This is a genomic window from Streptomyces sp. NBC_01304 (genome assembly GCF_035975855.1).
Taxonomy (GTDB): domain Bacteria; phylum Actinomycetota; class Actinomycetes; order Streptomycetales; family Streptomycetaceae; genus Streptomyces.
Map to the genome: position 1 here is coordinate 635609 of NZ_CP109055.1, position 16257 is coordinate 651865.

Annotated in this window: 15 protein-coding genes; 7 read left to right on the plus strand and 8 right to left on the minus strand. The window is 70.6% G+C overall.

Annotated elements, in window-relative coordinates:
• Positions 1-28: 28 nt before the first annotated feature.
• The 3 genes from OG430_RS02790 to OG430_RS02800 all read right to left on the minus strand — a co-directional run bounded on the left by OG430_RS02790 (position 29) and on the right by OG430_RS02800 (position 1529).
• A complete protein-coding gene (locus OG430_RS02790) occupies positions 29-286 on the minus strand; it encodes a hypothetical protein (RefSeq protein ID WP_327350753.1) in 258 nt (85 codons plus the stop codon).
• 188 nt (positions 287-474) lie between these two features.
• The gene (locus OG430_RS02795; RefSeq protein ID WP_327350754.1) at positions 475-921 is read right to left on the minus strand and encodes a YdeI/OmpD-associated family protein; all 447 of its coding nucleotides are present in this window, start codon (positions 919-921) and stop codon (positions 475-477) included.
• Complete coding sequence (locus OG430_RS02800) at positions 918-1529, minus strand: glyoxalase (RefSeq protein ID WP_327350755.1); 612 nt, start codon at positions 1527-1529, stop codon at positions 918-920. The genes OG430_RS02795 and OG430_RS02800 overlap by 4 nt, the downstream gene beginning before the upstream one ends.
• A 295-nt stretch (positions 1530-1824) precedes the next feature.
• On the opposite strand from OG430_RS02800, the gene OG430_RS02805 reads away from it, so the two are divergent.
• The 3 genes from OG430_RS02805 to OG430_RS02820 all read left to right on the plus strand — a co-directional run bounded on the left by OG430_RS02805 (position 1825) and on the right by OG430_RS02820 (position 5008).
• Positions 1825-3462, plus strand: coding sequence for an ABC-F family ATP-binding cassette domain-containing protein (locus tag OG430_RS02805; RefSeq protein ID WP_327350756.1), 1638 nt, complete (start codon positions 1825-1827; stop codon positions 3460-3462).
• A 50-nt stretch (positions 3463-3512) separates the two neighbouring features.
• Entirely contained in the window at positions 3513-4154 is a 642-nt protein-coding gene (locus OG430_RS02810; protein WP_327350757.1) for a phosphotransferase-like protein, read from the plus strand.
• Between the two features lie 176 nt (positions 4155-4330).
• Positions 4331-5008, plus strand: coding sequence for an HAD family hydrolase (locus tag OG430_RS02820; protein WP_327350758.1), 678 nt, complete (start codon positions 4331-4333; stop codon positions 5006-5008).
• A 57-nt stretch (positions 5009-5065) separates the two neighbouring features.
• Here OG430_RS02820 and OG430_RS02825 read toward each other — a convergent pair whose 3' ends face one another.
• A complete protein-coding gene (locus tag OG430_RS02825; protein ID WP_327350759.1) occupies positions 5066-6097 on the minus strand; it encodes a saccharopine dehydrogenase NADP-binding domain-containing protein in 1032 nt (343 codons plus the stop codon).
• A 123-nt stretch (positions 6098-6220) separates the two neighbouring features.
• Here OG430_RS02825 and OG430_RS02830 point away from each other — a divergent pair, with 123 nt between their 5' ends.
• Positions 6221-7195: a helix-turn-helix domain-containing protein gene (locus OG430_RS02830; RefSeq protein WP_327350760.1), complete on the plus strand. Its 975-nt coding sequence runs from the start codon at positions 6221-6223 to the stop codon at positions 7193-7195.
• A gap of 93 nt (positions 7196-7288) precedes the next feature.
• Positions 7289-8305, plus strand: coding sequence for a questin oxidase family protein (locus OG430_RS02835; RefSeq protein ID WP_327350761.1), 1017 nt, complete (start codon positions 7289-7291; stop codon positions 8303-8305).
• Between the two features lie 97 nt (positions 8306-8402).
• On the opposite strand, the gene OG430_RS02840 is transcribed toward OG430_RS02835, so the two are convergent.
• From OG430_RS02840 to OG430_RS02855, 4 genes are all read right to left on the minus strand, one after another.
• Complete coding sequence (locus OG430_RS02840) at positions 8403-9107, minus strand: Clp protease N-terminal domain-containing protein (RefSeq protein WP_327350762.1); 705 nt, start codon at positions 9105-9107, stop codon at positions 8403-8405.
• Positions 9108-9282: 175 nt separating this feature from the next.
• Entirely contained in the window at positions 9283-9816 is a 534-nt protein-coding gene (locus tag OG430_RS02845) for a flavin reductase family protein (protein WP_327350763.1), read from the minus strand.
• A gap of 3 nt (positions 9817-9819) precedes the next feature.
• Complete coding sequence (locus OG430_RS02850) at positions 9820-11412, minus strand: tryptophan halogenase family protein (protein ID WP_327350764.1); 1593 nt, start codon at positions 11410-11412, stop codon at positions 9820-9822.
• Positions 11413-11766: 354 nt separating this feature from the next.
• Entirely contained in the window at positions 11767-12327 is a 561-nt protein-coding gene (locus OG430_RS02855) for a GNAT family N-acetyltransferase (RefSeq protein ID WP_327350765.1), read from the minus strand.
• Between the two features lie 171 nt (positions 12328-12498).
• On the opposite strand from OG430_RS02855, the gene OG430_RS02860 reads away from it, so the two are divergent.
• Both OG430_RS02860 and OG430_RS02865 read left to right on the plus strand, forming a co-directional pair.
• Complete coding sequence (locus OG430_RS02860) at positions 12499-14994, plus strand: glycoside hydrolase family 3 C-terminal domain-containing protein (protein ID WP_327350766.1); 2496 nt, start codon at positions 12499-12501, stop codon at positions 14992-14994.
• Between the two features lie 124 nt (positions 14995-15118).
• On the plus strand, positions 15119-16159 hold the full coding sequence (locus tag OG430_RS02865; RefSeq protein WP_327350767.1) for a LacI family DNA-binding transcriptional regulator: 1041 nt from the start codon (positions 15119-15121) through the stop codon (positions 16157-16159).
• The last annotated feature ends 98 nt before the right edge of the window (positions 16160-16257 follow it).

Sequence of the window (16257 nt, forward strand, 5' to 3'; positions counted from 1 at the left end):
GGCCTGCGGCCTGTCTCGTCGGAGATTCCTAAGAGCTCCATTCCTGCTGGTAGGCGGAGTGCTCGGCATGAGACTGAGCAAGGACACGGATCGCATGTCTGAGGCCTGCGCGACGCGGGTCTGCGGGGTCCATGGCCGCGTAATCCCGTACCAGCATGTCGATCAGATCGAGCATGGGCAGGTGGCTGTCGAGCAGGGCGTCGCCGCCGAACGTCTGGGCGACGTAGGCGTAGGCGTGGTTGTCCTCCTCGATGCGAGCATGGAGGAACTTCAGGAGGTCGTCCATGCGCTCATCCTCGCGCGCCGTCCTTCGCCTTTGTGAGGCGTGGCTGTGATCGTCTCTGTGGTCAGCGGCTGGTCCGGATGAGGATGGGGCGGCGAGGTGGAGATCCCCCCAACAAGACTCCCTCAGCCTGGGGGTGGCCGCCGCGTCCTCGCAAGTGGCGCGAAGCGCTGCCGGACACGGCTCAGTGGTTACCGGGCTTCCTCGTCCCGGAGCGTCGCCAGGGCGGTCTCGATGCGTCGCAGGCGCGTTTCGGGCTTCTTCGCGCCGTCGATGGCGAGCACGTGCTGCCGCTTGCGGCCCTGCGGCAGGCGGTCGTACGCGGCGCGGGCGGCCGGGTCGGCGTCCAGGGCGCGGGCGAAGTCCTCGGGCTCGGTCACGACGCGGGGCTCGGTGTCGAGCTCCAGGCCGACCTCGACCTCGTCGCCGGTATCGACGCCGGCGGCCTGTCGGTTGGCCTTGCTGAGGCCGAGCAGGTGGCGGCCACGCAGGATGGCGACCCTGCTCTTCCATGTGTGCCCGTTGACCGTGATGGTCACCGGCGGCCGCTTGCCGCCGCCGAGTGCCTCCACGACCTCGGGCGGCACCTCCAGGCCGTGCATGGGCTCCGGGGGCTCGACGTGGGTTCGGAACTTCATGCCGCGGGCTCCCAGGTGTATCCGTCGGGGTCGGTGAAGGTCCCGGCGTCGCCGCTGACCGTGAGGCGGTGCGATCCGCTGCCGTCCGGGGCGACGCCGGCGACCTTGGCCAGGCCGCGCCGCCCGTACAGCGACAGCTTGATGGGACTCGACGTACCGTCGAACTCGACGTACTTGCTGCCGAAGCTCTTGGCGACCGTGAGGCCGCGGTCGACGTAGAACTGTTTGGTCGCGGCCATGTCCGAGACGCCCAGCAGGAGCACGATCTCGTCGATCTGGCGGCTGTCCGGGCCGGTGTCCTTCTTCGACGAGCTCGCGAGCTGCCAGATCGTGCCGTCCGGGGCCTGTACGACGCCGCCGTAGCCCCACAGCGACTTCTTGGCGGGCTTCAGTTCCGTGGCGCCGGCTTCCAGGGCCGCGGCGAAGAAGCCGTTAACGATCGACGGCTGGGAGACGACGAGCGACACCGTGAACCCGCGGAAGCCGGACGTCGGCTCCTGCGAGGCCCGCACGCGTACCTGTTTGCCCAGGCCGAAGGCGTCCGAGTAGAAGCGCTCGGCGGCCGCGGGGTCGGCCACCTCGAGGGTGATGCTGTCGATGGAGGTCATGTCCTTGACGCTAGCCGCAGGGCGCCGGCCGGCGCTTCTTGAATCCTGATCGGTATTGCCACTTGCGGCGCCCGCCAGGCGTTCCGGCGTCTGGTCGAGTGCGACGCGGGCACGTACCGGCCAGGCCGGACCAGCCGAGCATGACCTCAAGCATGACCTCGACACGCATACACCGGACGAAGCCGGAACCTTGGGATACGGCCGCCGCGGCCGTCCGACCTGCTGCTTCCGGTGGTCCCGGGGAAGGCAGGCACGCGCGGTGCCGGCCGTTCGGCCGACTAGGATCGGCTCCCTCATGACTGCAACTCTCGTCGCCAAAGACCTCGCCGCCGGCCACGGCGACCGCACCCTGTTCGCGGGCCTCGACCTCGTCGTCGCACCCGGGGACGTCATCGGCCTCGTCGGAGCCAACGGCGCGGGCAAGTCCTCGCTGCTGCGCCTCCTCGCCGGACTCGACCGTCCCGAGCAGGGCGAACTGCGGCTCTCCCCGCCCGGCGCCGTGGTCGGACACCTGCCGCAGGAGCCCGAACGCCGCCCCGGCGAGACCATCCGCGACTTCCTGGCCCGCCGCACGGGCGTTGCCGCCGCGCAGGCCGCCATGGACGCGGCCACCGAGGCGCTCGTCGAAGGGGCGCCGGGCTCCGACGACGCGTACGCGGAAAGTCTTGAGCGCTGGCTCGCCCTGGGCGGCGCCGACCTCGACGAGCGGGCCGAGGAGGTGGCCGCCTCGCTCGGTCTCGCCACCGGCCTCGACCTGCAGATGACGGCCCTGTCCGGCGGCCAGGCCGCCCGCGCCGGGCTGGCCTCCCTGCTGCTGTCGCGCTACGACGTCTTCCTCCTCGACGAGCCGACCAACGACCTGGACCTCGACGGACTCGAACGTCTCGAAACCTTCGTGAAGAGCCTGCGGGCCGGCACCGTCGTTGTCAGCCACGACCGCGAGTTCCTGACCCGCACCGTCACCAAGGTCCTGGAACTCGACCTCGCCCAGCAGCAGATCAACCTGTACGGCGGCGGCTACGAGGCCTACCTGGAGGAGCGGGACACGGCCCGGCGGCACGCGCGCGAGGACTTCGAGGAGTACGCCGACAAGAAGTCCGCGCTCGAAGGCCGTGCCCAGATGCAGCGCTCCTGGATGGACAAGGGCGTCAAGAACGCCCGTCGCAAGGCCGGGGACAACGACAAGCTCGGAAAGAAGTTCCGCAGCGAGTCCAGCGAGAAGCAGGCCTCGAAGGCCCGTCAGACGCAGCGCATGATCGAGCGTCTGGACGTCGTCGAGGAGCCGCGCAAGGAGTGGGAGCTGCGGATGGAGATCGCGACGGCACCGCGCTCCGGGTCCGTCGTCGCCACCCTGCGCGACGCCGAGGTGCGCCGCGGCGACTTCGCCTTCGGGCCGGTGTCCTTGCAGATCGACTGGGCCGACCGGGTCGCCATCACCGGCGCCAACGGCGCGGGCAAGTCCACCCTGCTCGCCGTGCTCCTCGGCCGGGTCCCGGTGGACGCGGGGCACGCCGTGCTCGGCTCGGGCGTCGTGGTCGGCGAGGTCGACCAGGCGCGCGGTCTGTTCCTGGGACCGGAGAGCCTGCTGGACGCGTTCTGCGCGGCCGTCCCCGATACCGAGCCGGCCGAAGTGCGCACCCTGCTGGCCAAGTTCGGCCTCAAGGCACACCACGTGCTGCGCCCGGCGGCCTCGCTCTCGCCGGGGGAACGTACGCGCGCCGCCCTCGCGCTGCTGCAGGGCCGCGGCGTCAACCTCCTGGTCCTCGACGAACCGACCAACCACCTCGACCTGCCCGCGATCGAGCAGCTGGAGAGCGCGCTGGAGTCGTACACCGGGACGCTGCTCCTGGTCACGCACGACCGGCGGATGCTCGATGCCGTCCACACGACGAGGCGCCTCGAGGTTGCGGACGGCAAGGTCATCGAACACTGAGCGCCCTGAACCTCCAGCAAGCATTTCGCCGCGTGTGGAAGGGATGCCCCATGGCAACCGAGACGCCCCTGGGCGCGACGGCTCCGGCTCACTCGCGCATCCCCCACACCGAGGTCGGCGGCACGGTCATCCTGCTCAACGGGGCGTCCAGCTCCGGCAAGAGCAGCATCGCGCGAGAGCTCCTCACCGTCCTCGAGGGCTCGTGGTTCCACATGCCGGTGGATGCCTTCCACTCCATGCGCGGCGGGAGCGACATTCCCGATGACGACCTCCAGGCCGAAATCGACCGCACGGCGAAGGGCTTCCATCGCGCCGTCGCCGGTATGGCCGCGGGCGGCAACAACCTGATAGTCGATCACCCGCTGAGCCGGCACTGGCGACTGCTGGACCTCCTCGATCTGCTCGTGCCCGAAGACACGGTCTTCATCGGAGTCCGCTGCCCACTGCCCGAGTTGGAGCGCCGCGAGAAGGAACGCGGCGATCGACACCCGGGATTGGCCGCCGCCCAGTACAGCCAGGTGCACGCCCACGAACTTCATGACCTCGACGTCGACACCGGCCGCCACAGCCCGGCGGAATGCGCCCTGCGCATCCGGGACTTCCTGCCGGACCGACCGCGCCCGACGGCGTTCGAAACGCTGCGCCGGACCCTGTCGAGGTCTGATCGTCTCCGTGTGACGTCTGCGAACTGATGCTGCCCCGGCTCAGCCTCAGCTGGTCAACGTCCCCTGATGGAAGTACAGCCGCCAGCCCGATCCCGTCAGGCGCCACAAAGAGCTCCGCCACGCACGGCGGCCCTGGTCGTCGTTGAAATAGCCGGGCACAGCGAATTGTTCCGCCGGGGAACGTGCGCGCCTACGCTGCCCGGATGATCACCCCGATTGAACTGGTCGTCTTCGACTGCGACGGCGTACTCATCGACAGCGAACGTCTCGCCGTACGCCTCCACGTCGCCGTCGGCGCCGAGCTGGGCTGGGCGTTGACCGAGGCCGAGGTGATCGAGAAGTTCATCGGCCGGTCGATCATCTCCAACGGAGAGCAGATCTCCGCCCGGATAGGCGCCAGCGGGGCCGCCCTCTGGCTGGAGAGGTTCGAGGAACTCCATCGCGCGGCCGTCGACACCGAACTCGCCCCCGTCGACGGCATCCTCGAAGTCCTCGACATGCTCACGCTTCCCAGCTGCGTCGCCTCGGGCGGCAGCCACGACACGATGCGCCGCACCCTGGGCCGCACCGGGATCTACCCGTACTTCGCAGGCCGCATCTTCAGTGCCGGCGAAGTCGTCCACGGCAAACCGGCCCCCGATCTGTTCCTGTACGCGGCCCGGCAGATGGGCGTGGACCCGGCGGCCTGCATCGTTGTCGAGGACAGCAAGTACGGGGTCCAGGCCGCCCGCGCAGCCGGCATGCGCGCCCTTGGATACAGCGGCGGTCTCACCCCCGCGCACTGGCTCGAAGGACCGAACACCACGGTCTTCGACGACATGCGCGAACTCCCGGCTCTCCTCGCGAAGGCGTCACAGCCCGGTGCGCGCCGCCAACCGTGATGGTCACGATCGCCGGCCCAGGCCCACCCGCCCGTGCCTGCCTTCCCCGCCAGATCCTCAGCCTCCGTACTCGACCTGAAGCTCAGGAGCCAATGCCGCCAGGAACTCACGAGCGTCGAAAGCCTCCCCCACCGACACGACCCCGGCTGCCTTCACCTGCCCGGCGAGGATGCGCTCGACGGCCTCCACCGCCAGGGGCGCGCTGATGGCGTAGATGTCCTGGCCGCGGGCGACGACGCGGCGCTGCTCGCCGTCGGCACGTACCGTCACGTCGACGAGGAAGGTCTGCTCCGAGCGCCCCAACTCGTCGACCGGCTGCGGGGAGTTGGCGTCCGGGGCCAGGACGTCCTTGACCGCGTCGACCGTCATGTACGTGTTGATCTCTCCGGCGCCGAGGTGGCGTGGGATGGTGACGCTGTCCGCCGTCGTGAACTCCCCCACCACGTCCCGGCTGCCGATCGGATCCGGGAAGGACCAGGTGCTCTCGGGTGCGCTGTCGGTGACGAGGGCGAGGGCGCCGTCGCGGTAGACGAGGCGGCGGCTGTCGCGGCGGCCGCGGGAGACGACGGTGGAGGCGCGGGTGCCGTCCGTGGGGTGCCAACTGCTCAGCGCGTACGCGATGTTCACCTGCTCCGCCTTGTCCGCCGCGCCCAGCGCCGCCGTGGCGAGCAGGTCGCCGAGCCCGCCGAAGAACGCCACCGACGGCACGACCAGCGCCCCGGCGGTGCGCGCCCGCTCCCCGTACTGGGTGAAGATGTCGACTACCGCCTCCACCTCCGCCGCGACGTCCACGTAGGGGATTTCGGCCCGCAGTGCCGCCTCGATCACCGGTCCGGCGGTGTGGGCGAACGGCCCCGCGGCGTTGATGACGGCCGCGGCGCCCGCCAGTGCCGCATCGAGCGCGGCCGGGTCGTCGGCGGATGCCTGCCGGACGGGCAGTCCGGGGTGCTCGGCCGCGAAGGCGTGCAGCTTGTCGGCGTCGCGGCCGACGAGCACCGGGGTCAGGCCGCGGCTGCGGAGCTCCGCCACCACGAACCGTCCGGTGTGCCCGTACGCCCCGAAGACGGCCACGGTGCGCTGCGATTCCATCGTTCCTCCTACGGCTTCCGGCCGAAGCGGCCGGGGCTTGTGCTGATCAAGTGAGTTCATCGTGCCTGTGGTCGGCGGGCGGCCGTGAGTGTCCGGAACGACGTCGGTCGTACACTTTCGGACATGCCCACTGTTGCGCTCGCCGTCTTCGACGGAGTCCCCCACTTCGAGCTCGCCTCCGCCTGCGAGGTGTTCGGCGTGGACCGCTCCGATCTCGCCGACCCCTGGTACGAGTTCATGCTCTGCGGCAACCCCGGGACCGTGCGGGTCGGCGGCCGCTTCAGCCTCGAGCCCGACCAGGGCCTCGACCGGCTCGCGCAGGCGGACACCGTGATCGTGCCCGCCTGCGTGGACCCCGAGCAGGACCCGCCCGCCGACCTCGTCGAGGCGATACGCGCCGCCTATGAGGCCGGGGCGCGGATCGCCTCGCTGTGCACGGGTGCGTTCGTGCTGGCCGCCGCCGGGCTCCTCGACGGGCGCCGGGCCACCACGCACTGGTGGCACGCGGCGGCGCTGGCCGACCGCTACCCGCACATCACGGTCGACGCCGGCGTGCTGTACATCGACAACGGCCAGGTCCTCACCTCCGCGGGCAAGGCCGCCGCGATGGACCTGTGCCTGCACCTGGTGCGCCTCGACCACGGCGCCGCGGTCGCCAACGCCCTGGCCCGCCGCCTGGTCGTGCCGCCCCATCGGGCGGGCGGTCAGGCCCAGTTCGTCGAGACCCCGATGCCCGAACAGCGCGACACTCCGCTCGGCCCGCTGCTCCCCTGGGTGATGGCCCGCCTGGACCGCCCGCTGACGGTCGAGGACCTGGCCCGCCGGGCGAACATGAGCTCACGCCACCTCGCCCGGCACTTCCACGCCACCACCGGCACCACCCCGTTGCGCTGGCTCCTGAACCAGCGCATCCAGCGCGCCCGCGAGCTGCTGGAAACCACCGACGACAGCGTCGACGCGATCGCCACGGCCACCGGCATGGGCACGGCCACGACGCTGCGCCGCCACTTCCACCGCACGGTGGGCGTGTCCCCGGTGACGTACCGGCAGACATTCCGCAACACCTTGACGCCGGTCCAACTGAGGCCTGCGGCCTAGGTCTTGACCGCGCGCGACAACCGCAGGACGACCGACCGGGACCTAGGACTCCCGCCCGATCCGGGCGCTCACCGGCCGCCCTAGCCTCAGGGCATGAACGACACCACAGGAATCCTCGACGAAGCCCTGCAGCGACTGCACACCTCCGGCCCCGAACACGAGGGCTGGCTGTCCAATCACGGACCGATGGCCGTCGAGGCGCTGGTGCGTCACGGCCAGGCGCGCTCGGTGCACCGCTGGCTGGACCACTACGAGGCCCGGCTCGAGGACATGCCCGACCTCAACACCCCGGTCACCGCCGCCAATTGGCGTGAGGCGCTGGGTGATCCGCGGCGGATCGCCGACTGGACCGCGTACTTCGAACGCGAGATCGCCGAGCGGCCCTGGCGGGAGGTGCTCGCCGAGTGGTGGCCGCGACTGCTGCCCGGCATCGCGGCAGGCGCCACGCATCCGGTGATCCGGGTGGGTCATGCGGTACGCACCCTCCTCGGCGGCAGCGCCGACGCGCCGCGCCTGGCCGAACTCGCCCACGGGCTCGGCTACTGGGCGGCCCGGCATCAGCCGCTGCCCGAGCTGAAGGCTCTCGGCCCGACGGCCGACGCGGCTTCGGGTCTCGCGGCGGTTTCGGCCGTGCCCGAGCAGAGCGGCGGCATCCGGGCCCGCTTCGCGCAGCTCACCGGCTTCCCCGCGTGGGAGGCCACCGTCACGACGGACCCGGACACGGCGCGGGACGCCCTGGCCGAACTCGTCACCGCAGCCGTGCACCGGTACGGCACCCATGGGTACGGAGAGCCGACGATGCTGGTCCACGCGGCGACGACGCCGAACGCGGTCCTGCGTACCCTGCCGGCAATCCCCCGCGAGCTGTGGCCGGCCTCCCTGTCGGCGGCCTGGGCGGCGAGCGCGGCGGTCACCGCGGCCTACGGCCCGGCCGCCCCGGCCTCGTACGCACCCTCCGGAACCCTCACCGCGGAGGATATCTTCGAGCGCGCCGCGGCGCACGGCGACGACCACACCATCAAGTTCACGGACACCGCGCTGGACGTCGGCGACCAGGCGGCGCTGACGGCTGCGCTGCGGGCCGCGGAGCTCAACGAACCCGTCTTCTAGGCGACTTACCCAGGGATTTGCCGAGGGCGGTGCGGGACGGGCCGGCCTGGTCCTGCGCGACGGCTGACCGTTTCACCATGGCCCAGCCATGGCCCGGCTATGGCCCGTCGGGCGCGGCGGACCGTGTGGCGATCTCGGCCTTGACCGTCTCGCGCAGCTCGTCCGATGTGAAGCCGAGGGCGCGCAGGATCTGCGCGGCTCGGCTTTCCTCGGCGTGGATCAGGCCCAGCAGTGCGTGTTCCGTGCCGACCCAGTCGTGGCCGAGGTCGTCCGACTCGCGGCGTGCCTGCTCGATGGCCGCCTTGCTCTCCGGGCGGAAGGCGATGTGGCCCCGCAGGGCCTTCTCGCCGGCCGGCGGCATCGCTTCCTCGATGGCGTCGCGGATGCGCTGCTCCGAACCGGTCTTCGCGATGAGTACTTGGTGCGCCAGGCCCTGCGGTTCGCCGAGCAGGCCGAGCAGGAGGTGTTCGGTGCCGATGGAGTCGTGCTTGTGCGTGCGGGCGGCCTCTTGCGCCAGCACGATGCTGTGCCTGTTCAGGTGGGTGAACCGCTCGAAGGCGTTGGGCGTGTGGCGCTGCTGGGCGGCCTGCTTGGACACCCCGATGGCGTCGCCGATCTCGGTCCATGACGAGCCGGTCCGCTTGGCCTTGCTGACGTAGTGGTCGATGAGCTGGTCACCGAGGTCGGACAGGGTCTGGGCGCGCAGTCGCGCCTCGCTGATGCGGGCCAGTTCATTGGCTCCGGGGAGTTCCTCGTCGAGCCGGGCGATCAGGTCGGCGAGGCTGATGTCGAGTGGACTCATGCGTCAACTTTAAATTGACGAATCGAGGATCGTCAACCTGTAATTGACGCTTCGTTCGGGTCGGGCATCAACGGGGGGCCACTACGAAGGCCTCCGCGCGATGAAGATTCGACACCTTCACCGCACGGAGGCCTTCGCCATGATCAAGTCCTGTGGCTGTCGACCACGCTCGTGATCAGTACGCCAAGGCGGCCCTGTCACGGATTGGCCAGGACGCGTACTCACGCCTGCCGTACAGCAGCGGCGCGGACTCGGACTCCTGGCTGGTTCGGATCACCTCACCGAGGACCATGACGTGATCGCCGACGAGGCTGTGCTGGTCGACGCGGCAGTCGGCGATCGCGTGTGCCTCCCGGTACAGGTGGGGGCCACCGAGGTGGTCCGGCCTGTCCCAGGCCACCCTGTCGAACCGGTCGGGCGCGCCGGACCCGAACAGCGCGGCGGCAGGCTGGGCGTGGTCGGCGAGCAGGTTCACGCTGAAGGTGCCGGTGGTCAACAGCGCCTGCAATGTGGGGCTGTCCTGGCGCAGGCACACGAGCAGCGTCGGCGGGGACAGCGTCACCGAGCACATCGACGTGCAGGTCATGCCCCACGGCCGGTCCGCCCCGTCGAACGTGGACACAATGGCCACGCCGGTGGGGAAGCCGGACATGAACGGCCGCAGGTCGACGCTCTCGGTGGGCTCGTCGCGTTCTGTGGACAGTCGCATGGCTCAGCCCTGGTAGATGTGTCGTAGCAGGTCTTTGGTCGCCGGCACGGAATCGAGCAGGGTCTGCTGATCGCGCTTCACCGCGGCGAAGAGTTCATCGGCGGCCCGGCGTGATTCCGGCATGTCGGCCAACTGGGGAAGCGGCCGCTCCGGCAGGTATCCCAGACCGGCGAGCACGCAGTCGTAGTTGCTGTTGGTCCAGAAGTTGATGGCCTGCTGCTCGACGCTCGAGGAGAAGTTGCCGGAACTGTCGGTCGGCAGCCGGTTGATCGACAGCCCGGCCCGGTAGGTCTCGAGCTTCTTCTGGATGTCGGGCCCGAGAGCGAGTTTCTTGTTGTCCCGCCAGAACGGGGTGTCCGTCCGCGGCGAGAAGTAGAAGTGTGCCTGGATGAAGTCCCGCGTGTCCTCGAACATCGTCTCGACCGCGTTGTTGAATCCGGCCCGCCGGGTCTCGTCGAACGTGGTGTCCGGGAAGTGTGCGACCAACTGGGCCAGCGCGGAGTAGATGAAGAAGATGCCGGTCGACTCGAGCGGCTCGACGAAACAGGACGACGTGCCGATGCTGACGCAGTTGTTGACCCACGCCCGGCGGTTGCGCCCGACACGGAAGCGGACGTGGTTGAGCGCGGTGGAATCCGGGTCGATCTGCCACATCTCGCAGAACTCGCGGGTCGCCTCCTCTTTGGACGCGTACTTGTCCGAGTACACGTAGCCGGTGCCGAACCGGTCGAGCAGGGGGATCTTCCAGGTCCAGCCGGCGTTCATCGCGATGGACGAGGTGTAGGGCTCGACGCCGTCCTCGCCGTCGTGCGGGATGGCCGTGGCGACCGCGCTGTTGCACAGCAGGTGGTCGCTCATGTCGAGGAACGGCTCCCCGAGCGTCTTGTTGATCAGCGCGCCGCGGAAGCCGGAGCAGTCGACGAACAGGTCACCGGTCAGCGTGCGGCCCGACTTGGTCCGCAACGCGGTGATGTACCCGCGCTCGTCGACGTCGACGGAGGTCATCTCGTCCTGGACGTGGATCACGTTCTGCTTCTCGGTGGCGAAGCGGCACAGGTAGTCCGCGACGAGTTGCGCGTTGAAATGCCACGCGTAATTCGCCACGGTGGTCCCGTCGAGCAGCTTGGGGCCCTTCTTGGCGTCCATCAACGGCGTCTCGGGGAAACAGGCGTAGTCGAACGGCTCCACCTTCTCGCCGGTCTTGTTCTTGTAGATCCAGTAGTTCGAGAGCGGGATCTCGTCCTGGGCCTGCAACCGGCCGAACGTGTGGTAGAAGTGGTCGCTGCCGCCTTCGAACGGTCGGCCGTTCGGCGAAGCGGTTCCCGGCGTGCGCCAGTTGATGAACTTGACGGCCATCTTGAAGCTGGCGTTGCATTCCGGCATCCACTCGCTCTCCGGAATGCCGAGGAAGTCGAAGAACGCGCTCTGCAGATTCGGGATCGTCGCCTCGCCGACGCCGATGCGCGGAATCGTGGGCGCCTCCAGCACGGTGACCTCGGCCGCGCCGTCCAGTGCCTTGGCCAGGTAGGTCGCTGCCATCCAGCCCGCAGTGCCACCGCCAAGGATGACAACGCGCTTCACCGTCGTTTCAAGCATGGTCAGGTCCCCTTTGCGTCCGCGGGTAAGTCCCAGGCACCTGAGGCGAACAGGTGGCGGCCGGAGCGTTCCCTCGTCATCAGCGTCGATTCCGTTCCGACGCTAGGCGGCTGCCGCAATCGCAGCGCAACCCCGCGATTTTGCGTTGCCGCTCGGGGCGCGGCACGCCTGTCACGCCAGGGCGCACCAGGTCCGGGTCCGTCACCGTATGCCGTCGATCAGCTGTCGCCGCGACCACACCGGCGGCCGACCCGGCTTGACACCCCCGTAGCAACAGGGCCTCAAGCCGGGCCCACTGACCGCTCGTCAGATCCCCACGCCCTCCCACAGGACGCGATCACGAACGATCACGGTCTACTTCCCCAACAGACCCTGGCCCGTCGAGTCCGCCTTCCAGTCCTGGACGAGGAGCCCGAGCACCACCTCGTCCAGGAACTCGCCCAGCACCCAGGCCGAGGAGCGCAGTACGCCCTCGCGGACGAAGCCGTTGCGCTCTGCGGAGCGCAGCATCGCGGTGTTGTCCGCCAGCGTTTCGATCTGCAGCCGCTGCAGGCCGCGCACGGCGAAGCCGTAATAACACAGCGTCGCGACCACGTCGGTGCCATGGCCCTTGCCCCGGGCGGAAGGCAGCAGACCCAGCCCGATGTGCGCGGACCGGCTGTGGTTGTCGATGCCCCACAGTGTCGCGGTGCCGACCAGTGTGCCGCCGCCCAACTCCACCACGGAGAACTGGACCAACCCCTGATTGCTGTCGTCCACCACGAGCCGCGGGTCCTTCGAGCCCGGCGTGATCGGCCGCCACGGGCTGCCTTCGGCCCGTGAGCCGTTGACCACGTCGTCGTAGAGCTCGGTCCGCAGGATCGGAATGTCGTCGTCGTGCCGAGCCCGGAGCCCGACCTTGGTGCCCTTTAGCATGCAGGATTCCTATCCGACCGGGCCGACCGACGGCAAGCCACTTGGTGGCCGACGGGTCCGGCCGGGCCAACTCCCCCGACCTGCAAGCCCATTGACAGGGAGAGCCCTTCCCGCGATCCTCGGAGAGCGCTCTCCCATGATCGGTAGGCTGGGCCGAGGAGGCAGGACCGGATGACCGAGGACGACCTCACACGCTTGCTCGAGAAGTTGGACCTGCGCCAGAAGGTGCGGCTCCTCACCGGCTCCACCACCTGGCGCACCGCGGCGGAACCCGACATCGGGCTGCGGGAGATGGTGATGTCCGACGGACCGGCCGGCGTCCGGGGCGAGGCGTGGGACGAGCGGGATCAATCGGTGCTGCTCCCGTCCGCTTCGGCGCTCGCGGCCAGTTGGGACACCGATCTCGTCGGCCGGCTCGGCGGTCTGCTCGCCGCCGAGGCGCGGCGCAAGGGCGTGCAGATCGTGCTCGCCCCGACGCTCAATCTGCACCGGTCTCCGCTGGGCGGACGCCACTTCGAGTGCTTCTCGGAGGACCCGCTCCTCACCGGGCTCATCGGGGCCGCACTGATCCGGGGCGTACAGACGAACGGTGTGTCGGCCGCCGCCAAGCACTACGTCGCCAATGACTCCGAACAGGAGCGGCTGACCGTGGACGTCCGGGTGCCGGAGCGGGTGCTGCGCGAGGTGTATCTCGCCCCGTTCGAGGCCGCGGTGGCGGCCGGCGTCCGGCTGGTCATGGCCGGGTACAACGGGGTCAACGGCGCGACCATGTCTGCCAATCCGCTGCTCCGGGAGCCCCTGAAGAGCGAGTGGGGCTTCGACGGTGTGGTCGTCTCGGACTGGGGCGCGGTGCGATCCACCCTGGACACCTCCCGCGCGGGCCTGGACCTGGTGATGCCGGGGCCGCAGGGCCCCTGGGGCGAGGCGCTGGTGCGGGCGGTGCGCGAGGGCGCGCTGCCGGAATCCGTCGTCGACGACAAGGTCCGCCGACTGCTGCGCCTCGCGCACCGGGCAGGCGCGCTGGGCCCCGCCCGGCCCGCTCCCGTGACGCTGCAACGCCCATCCGAGGTAAGGCAGTTGTTGCGGAAGACGGTGGCCGCGGGTGCGGTCCTGCTCGCCAATCGTGGCGTACTGCCGCTGGATCCGGCCGCCCTACGCAGCGTCGCGGTGATCGGCGAGCATGCGACCCGGCCGCGCACCCAGGGCGGCGGGAGCGCCGGAGTCTTCCCGCATGCCGTCGTCTCCCCGCTGGACGGCATCCGTGCGGCGCTGCGCGGCCGGGCCCTGGTGGTGCATGCACCGGGCCCGGCGCTCGAGTCGCGGCACCCGCCGCTCGACACCGACTCGTGCCGCGATCCTCGTTCGGGTGCGCCTGGGGTGCTGTTGCGGGTGCTGGACGCGTACGGGGGTGAGCTGTACGCCGAACACCGGCTTTCCGGCGCCCAGTTGGAGCCGACCCTCGTACGCGGCGCGCACACCGTCGAGATCAGCGCCCTGCTACGGCCCACGACGAGCGGCGAGTGGACCTTCTCCGTGGCCGGGTTCGGCCGGATGAGCCTCACCGTCGACGGACAGACGCTGGTCGAGGGCGCGTACCCGCGAGAGACCGACGACCCGGCCGTCGTCCATGTGAAGCCGCCGCGCCAGTACGGGCACATCGACCTGGCAGCGGACCGGGACGTCCTGGTCGTGGCCCGGCGCGAGCTGGCCCCCGACACCGGCCGCGCCACCGTGGTGACCGCCGCCCCGCCGAGCCCCGACCGTGCCACGGCCCTCGCCGAGGCGGCCGCGGCAGCCGGGGCGGCGGATGCCGCTGTCGTGGTCGTCGGCACCACGGAGGGCACCGAGTCCGAGGGCCACGACCGGACGAGCCTCCAGCTGGGCGCGGGCCAGGACGAGTTGGTGTCCGCTGTGCTCGCCGCCAACCCCGACGCGGTGGTCGTGGTCAACTCCGGAAGCCCGGTGACGATGCCCTGGCGCAACCGGGCCGGGGCGGTCCTGCTCGTGTGGTTTCCCGGCCAGGAAGCAGGCTCGGGCCTGGCCGACGTGCTGTTCGGGCGGGCCGAGCCGGGCGGCCGGCTGCCGACCACGTGGCCGGCCCGGCTTTCCGACGCCCCGGTCAGCCGCACCCGGCCGACGGCGGGCGTGCTCGCGTACGACGAGGGCCTGCACCTCGGCTATCGGGCCTGGCTGCGGGCGCGTCGCAGGCCTGCCTACTGGTTCGGGCACGGGCTCGGCTACACGACGTGGGAGTACCGGGAACTCGACGCCCCGGCCGTGGTGGTGGGCGACGCCGGATTCACCGTGCGCGTGCGGGTGCGCAACACCGGTACACGGCACGGCCGGGAGGTCGTCCAGGTGTATCTGGCCCGCACCGATTCGGTGGTGGAGCGCCCGGCGAGGTGGCTCGCGGGCTTCGCGGCCGTGGAAGCGGCACCCGGGGAGGTGGTGACCGCGACGGTGACGGTGCCCGCGCGCGCCCTGCAGCACTGGAGCGCGCGGGACGGCGGCGGCTGGCGCACGGAGACGGGCGAGTTCCAGCTGCTCGTCGGCCGGTCGGCCGGCGAACTGCCACTCGGTACTGCGCTGTATGCCGAGCCCCCCCGGTCCCACTCAGGCGGAGATGGGGCCGTGACAGCTGCGGGCCAGGCGGAGGACGGGCCGTGACGGCTGCGGGCCCGCCCGCGCACGAGGCGGATCATGCGGATGCGGACGGACGAACGCCGTGACCTGCCACGGCAGCAAGGGAGAGCGCTCTCCGCCTTCCGTGCCCGCACGGTAGGGTGCGGCCATGACCAGTCAGCTGCCGACGCTCGAGGACGTCGCCCGCGAGGCGGGCGTGTCCCGGGCGACCGTGTCCCGCGTCATCAACGGCATCCGCAACGTGGATCCGGTCATCCAGGAATCGGTCCGGCAGGCCATCGCACGCACCGGCTACGCCCCCAACCGTGCCGCACGCTCCCTGGTGACGCGGCGCGCCGAGACGGTTGCCCTGATCGTGGCGGGCGCGGGAGACGCGGCCGAGGACGCGCAGGACGCCTTCGCGGCCCGGGTGTTCGCCGACCCCTTCTTCGGCCGTGTGGTCAGCGGTGTCGTCGGCGCGCTCCGGCCGCGGTCGATGCACCCCGTGCTGATGTTCGCCGACTCCGAGGCGGCCTGCGATCAGATCGTGGCGTATCTGCGCCAGGGCAGCGCGGACGGTGCGCTGATCGTCTCCACGCATGGCGAGGACAAGCTGCCGGCCCGGCTGGCCGCCGCGGGTGTGCCCGCCGTGCTGTTCGCCCGCCCTTCCCTCGCCGCTCCGGTCAGTTACGTCGACCTCGCGCATCAGGACGGGGCGCGGCTCGCGGCCGAGCACCTGCTGGCCCGCGGCTGCCGTCAGGTGGCCACCGTCTCCGGGCCGCTGGATGTGCCGGCCGGGCAGGAACGCCTTGCCGGCTTCCGGGATGCGATGGCCCGCCACGGCCGCCCTTATGTGCTCGCCGCGGAGGGTGGCTTCACCCAGGACAGCGGCGCCGCGGCGATGGCCCGGCTACTTGCCGAACACCCCGACATCGACGGCGTGTTCGCGGCGAACGACCTCATGGCGCAGGGCGTCTGCCAGGTCCTGCGGGAGGCCGGGAAACGCGTTCCGGACGATGTGGCCGTGGTCGGCTTCGACGATTCGTACATCGCCCGCACCGCCCGTCCACCGCTGACCACGGTGCGCCAGCCGGTGGAGGAAATGGCGGCGACGATGGTCCGGCTGCTCCAGGAGCACATCGAGGGCACCCGCACCGAACCCACGTCGGTCATCTTCGAACCGGAGCTGGTGGTACGGGAATCCGCCTAGCGCGACGGTCCGGAGCTCCTGTCCCAACAGCGGCAGACGAGCGACGACATGGTCGAGGAGACGTGGAACGAGCGTGAAAGCAGCAGGTGTCCGCGCCC

Coding starts and splice junctions, on each gene's coding strand:
- OG430_RS02835 (WP_327350761.1), top strand. CDS start 7,289: ATGAACGACACCACAGGAATCCTCGACGAAGCCCTGCAGCGACTGCAC.
- OG430_RS02855 (WP_327350765.1), bottom strand. CDS start 12,327: ATGCTAAAGGGCACCAAGGTCGGGCTCCGGGCTCGGCACGACGACGAC.
- OG430_RS02845 (WP_327350763.1), bottom strand. CDS start 9,816: ATGCGACTGTCCACAGAACGCGACGAGCCCACCGAGAGCGTCGACCTG.
- OG430_RS02810 (WP_327350757.1), top strand. CDS start 3,513: ATGGCAACCGAGACGCCCCTGGGCGCGACGGCTCCGGCTCACTCGCGC.
- OG430_RS02805 (WP_327350756.1), top strand. CDS start 1,825: ATGACTGCAACTCTCGTCGCCAAAGACCTCGCCGCCGGCCACGGCGAC.
- OG430_RS02830 (WP_327350760.1), top strand. CDS start 6,221: ATGCCCACTGTTGCGCTCGCCGTCTTCGACGGAGTCCCCCACTTCGAG.
- OG430_RS02795 (WP_327350754.1), bottom strand. CDS start 921: ATGAAGTTCCGAACCCACGTCGAGCCCCCGGAGCCCATGCACGGCCTG.
- OG430_RS02840 (WP_327350762.1), bottom strand. CDS start 9,107: ATGAGTCCACTCGACATCAGCCTCGCCGACCTGATCGCCCGGCTCGAC.
- OG430_RS02850 (WP_327350764.1), bottom strand. CDS start 11,412: ATGCTTGAAACGACGGTGAAGCGCGTTGTCATCCTTGGCGGTGGCACT.
- OG430_RS02865 (WP_327350767.1), top strand. CDS start 15,119: ATGACCAGTCAGCTGCCGACGCTCGAGGACGTCGCCCGCGAGGCGGGC.
- OG430_RS02825 (WP_327350759.1), bottom strand. CDS start 6,097: ATGGAATCGCAGCGCACCGTGGCCGTCTTCGGGGCGTACGGGCACACC.
- OG430_RS02790 (WP_327350753.1), bottom strand. CDS start 286: ATGGACGACCTCCTGAAGTTCCTCCATGCTCGCATCGAGGAGGACAAC.
- OG430_RS02820 (WP_327350758.1), top strand. CDS start 4,331: ATGATCACCCCGATTGAACTGGTCGTCTTCGACTGCGACGGCGTACTC.
- OG430_RS02860 (WP_327350766.1), top strand. CDS start 12,499: ATGACCGAGGACGACCTCACACGCTTGCTCGAGAAGTTGGACCTGCGC.
- OG430_RS02800 (WP_327350755.1), bottom strand. CDS start 1,529: ATGACCTCCATCGACAGCATCACCCTCGAGGTGGCCGACCCCGCGGCC.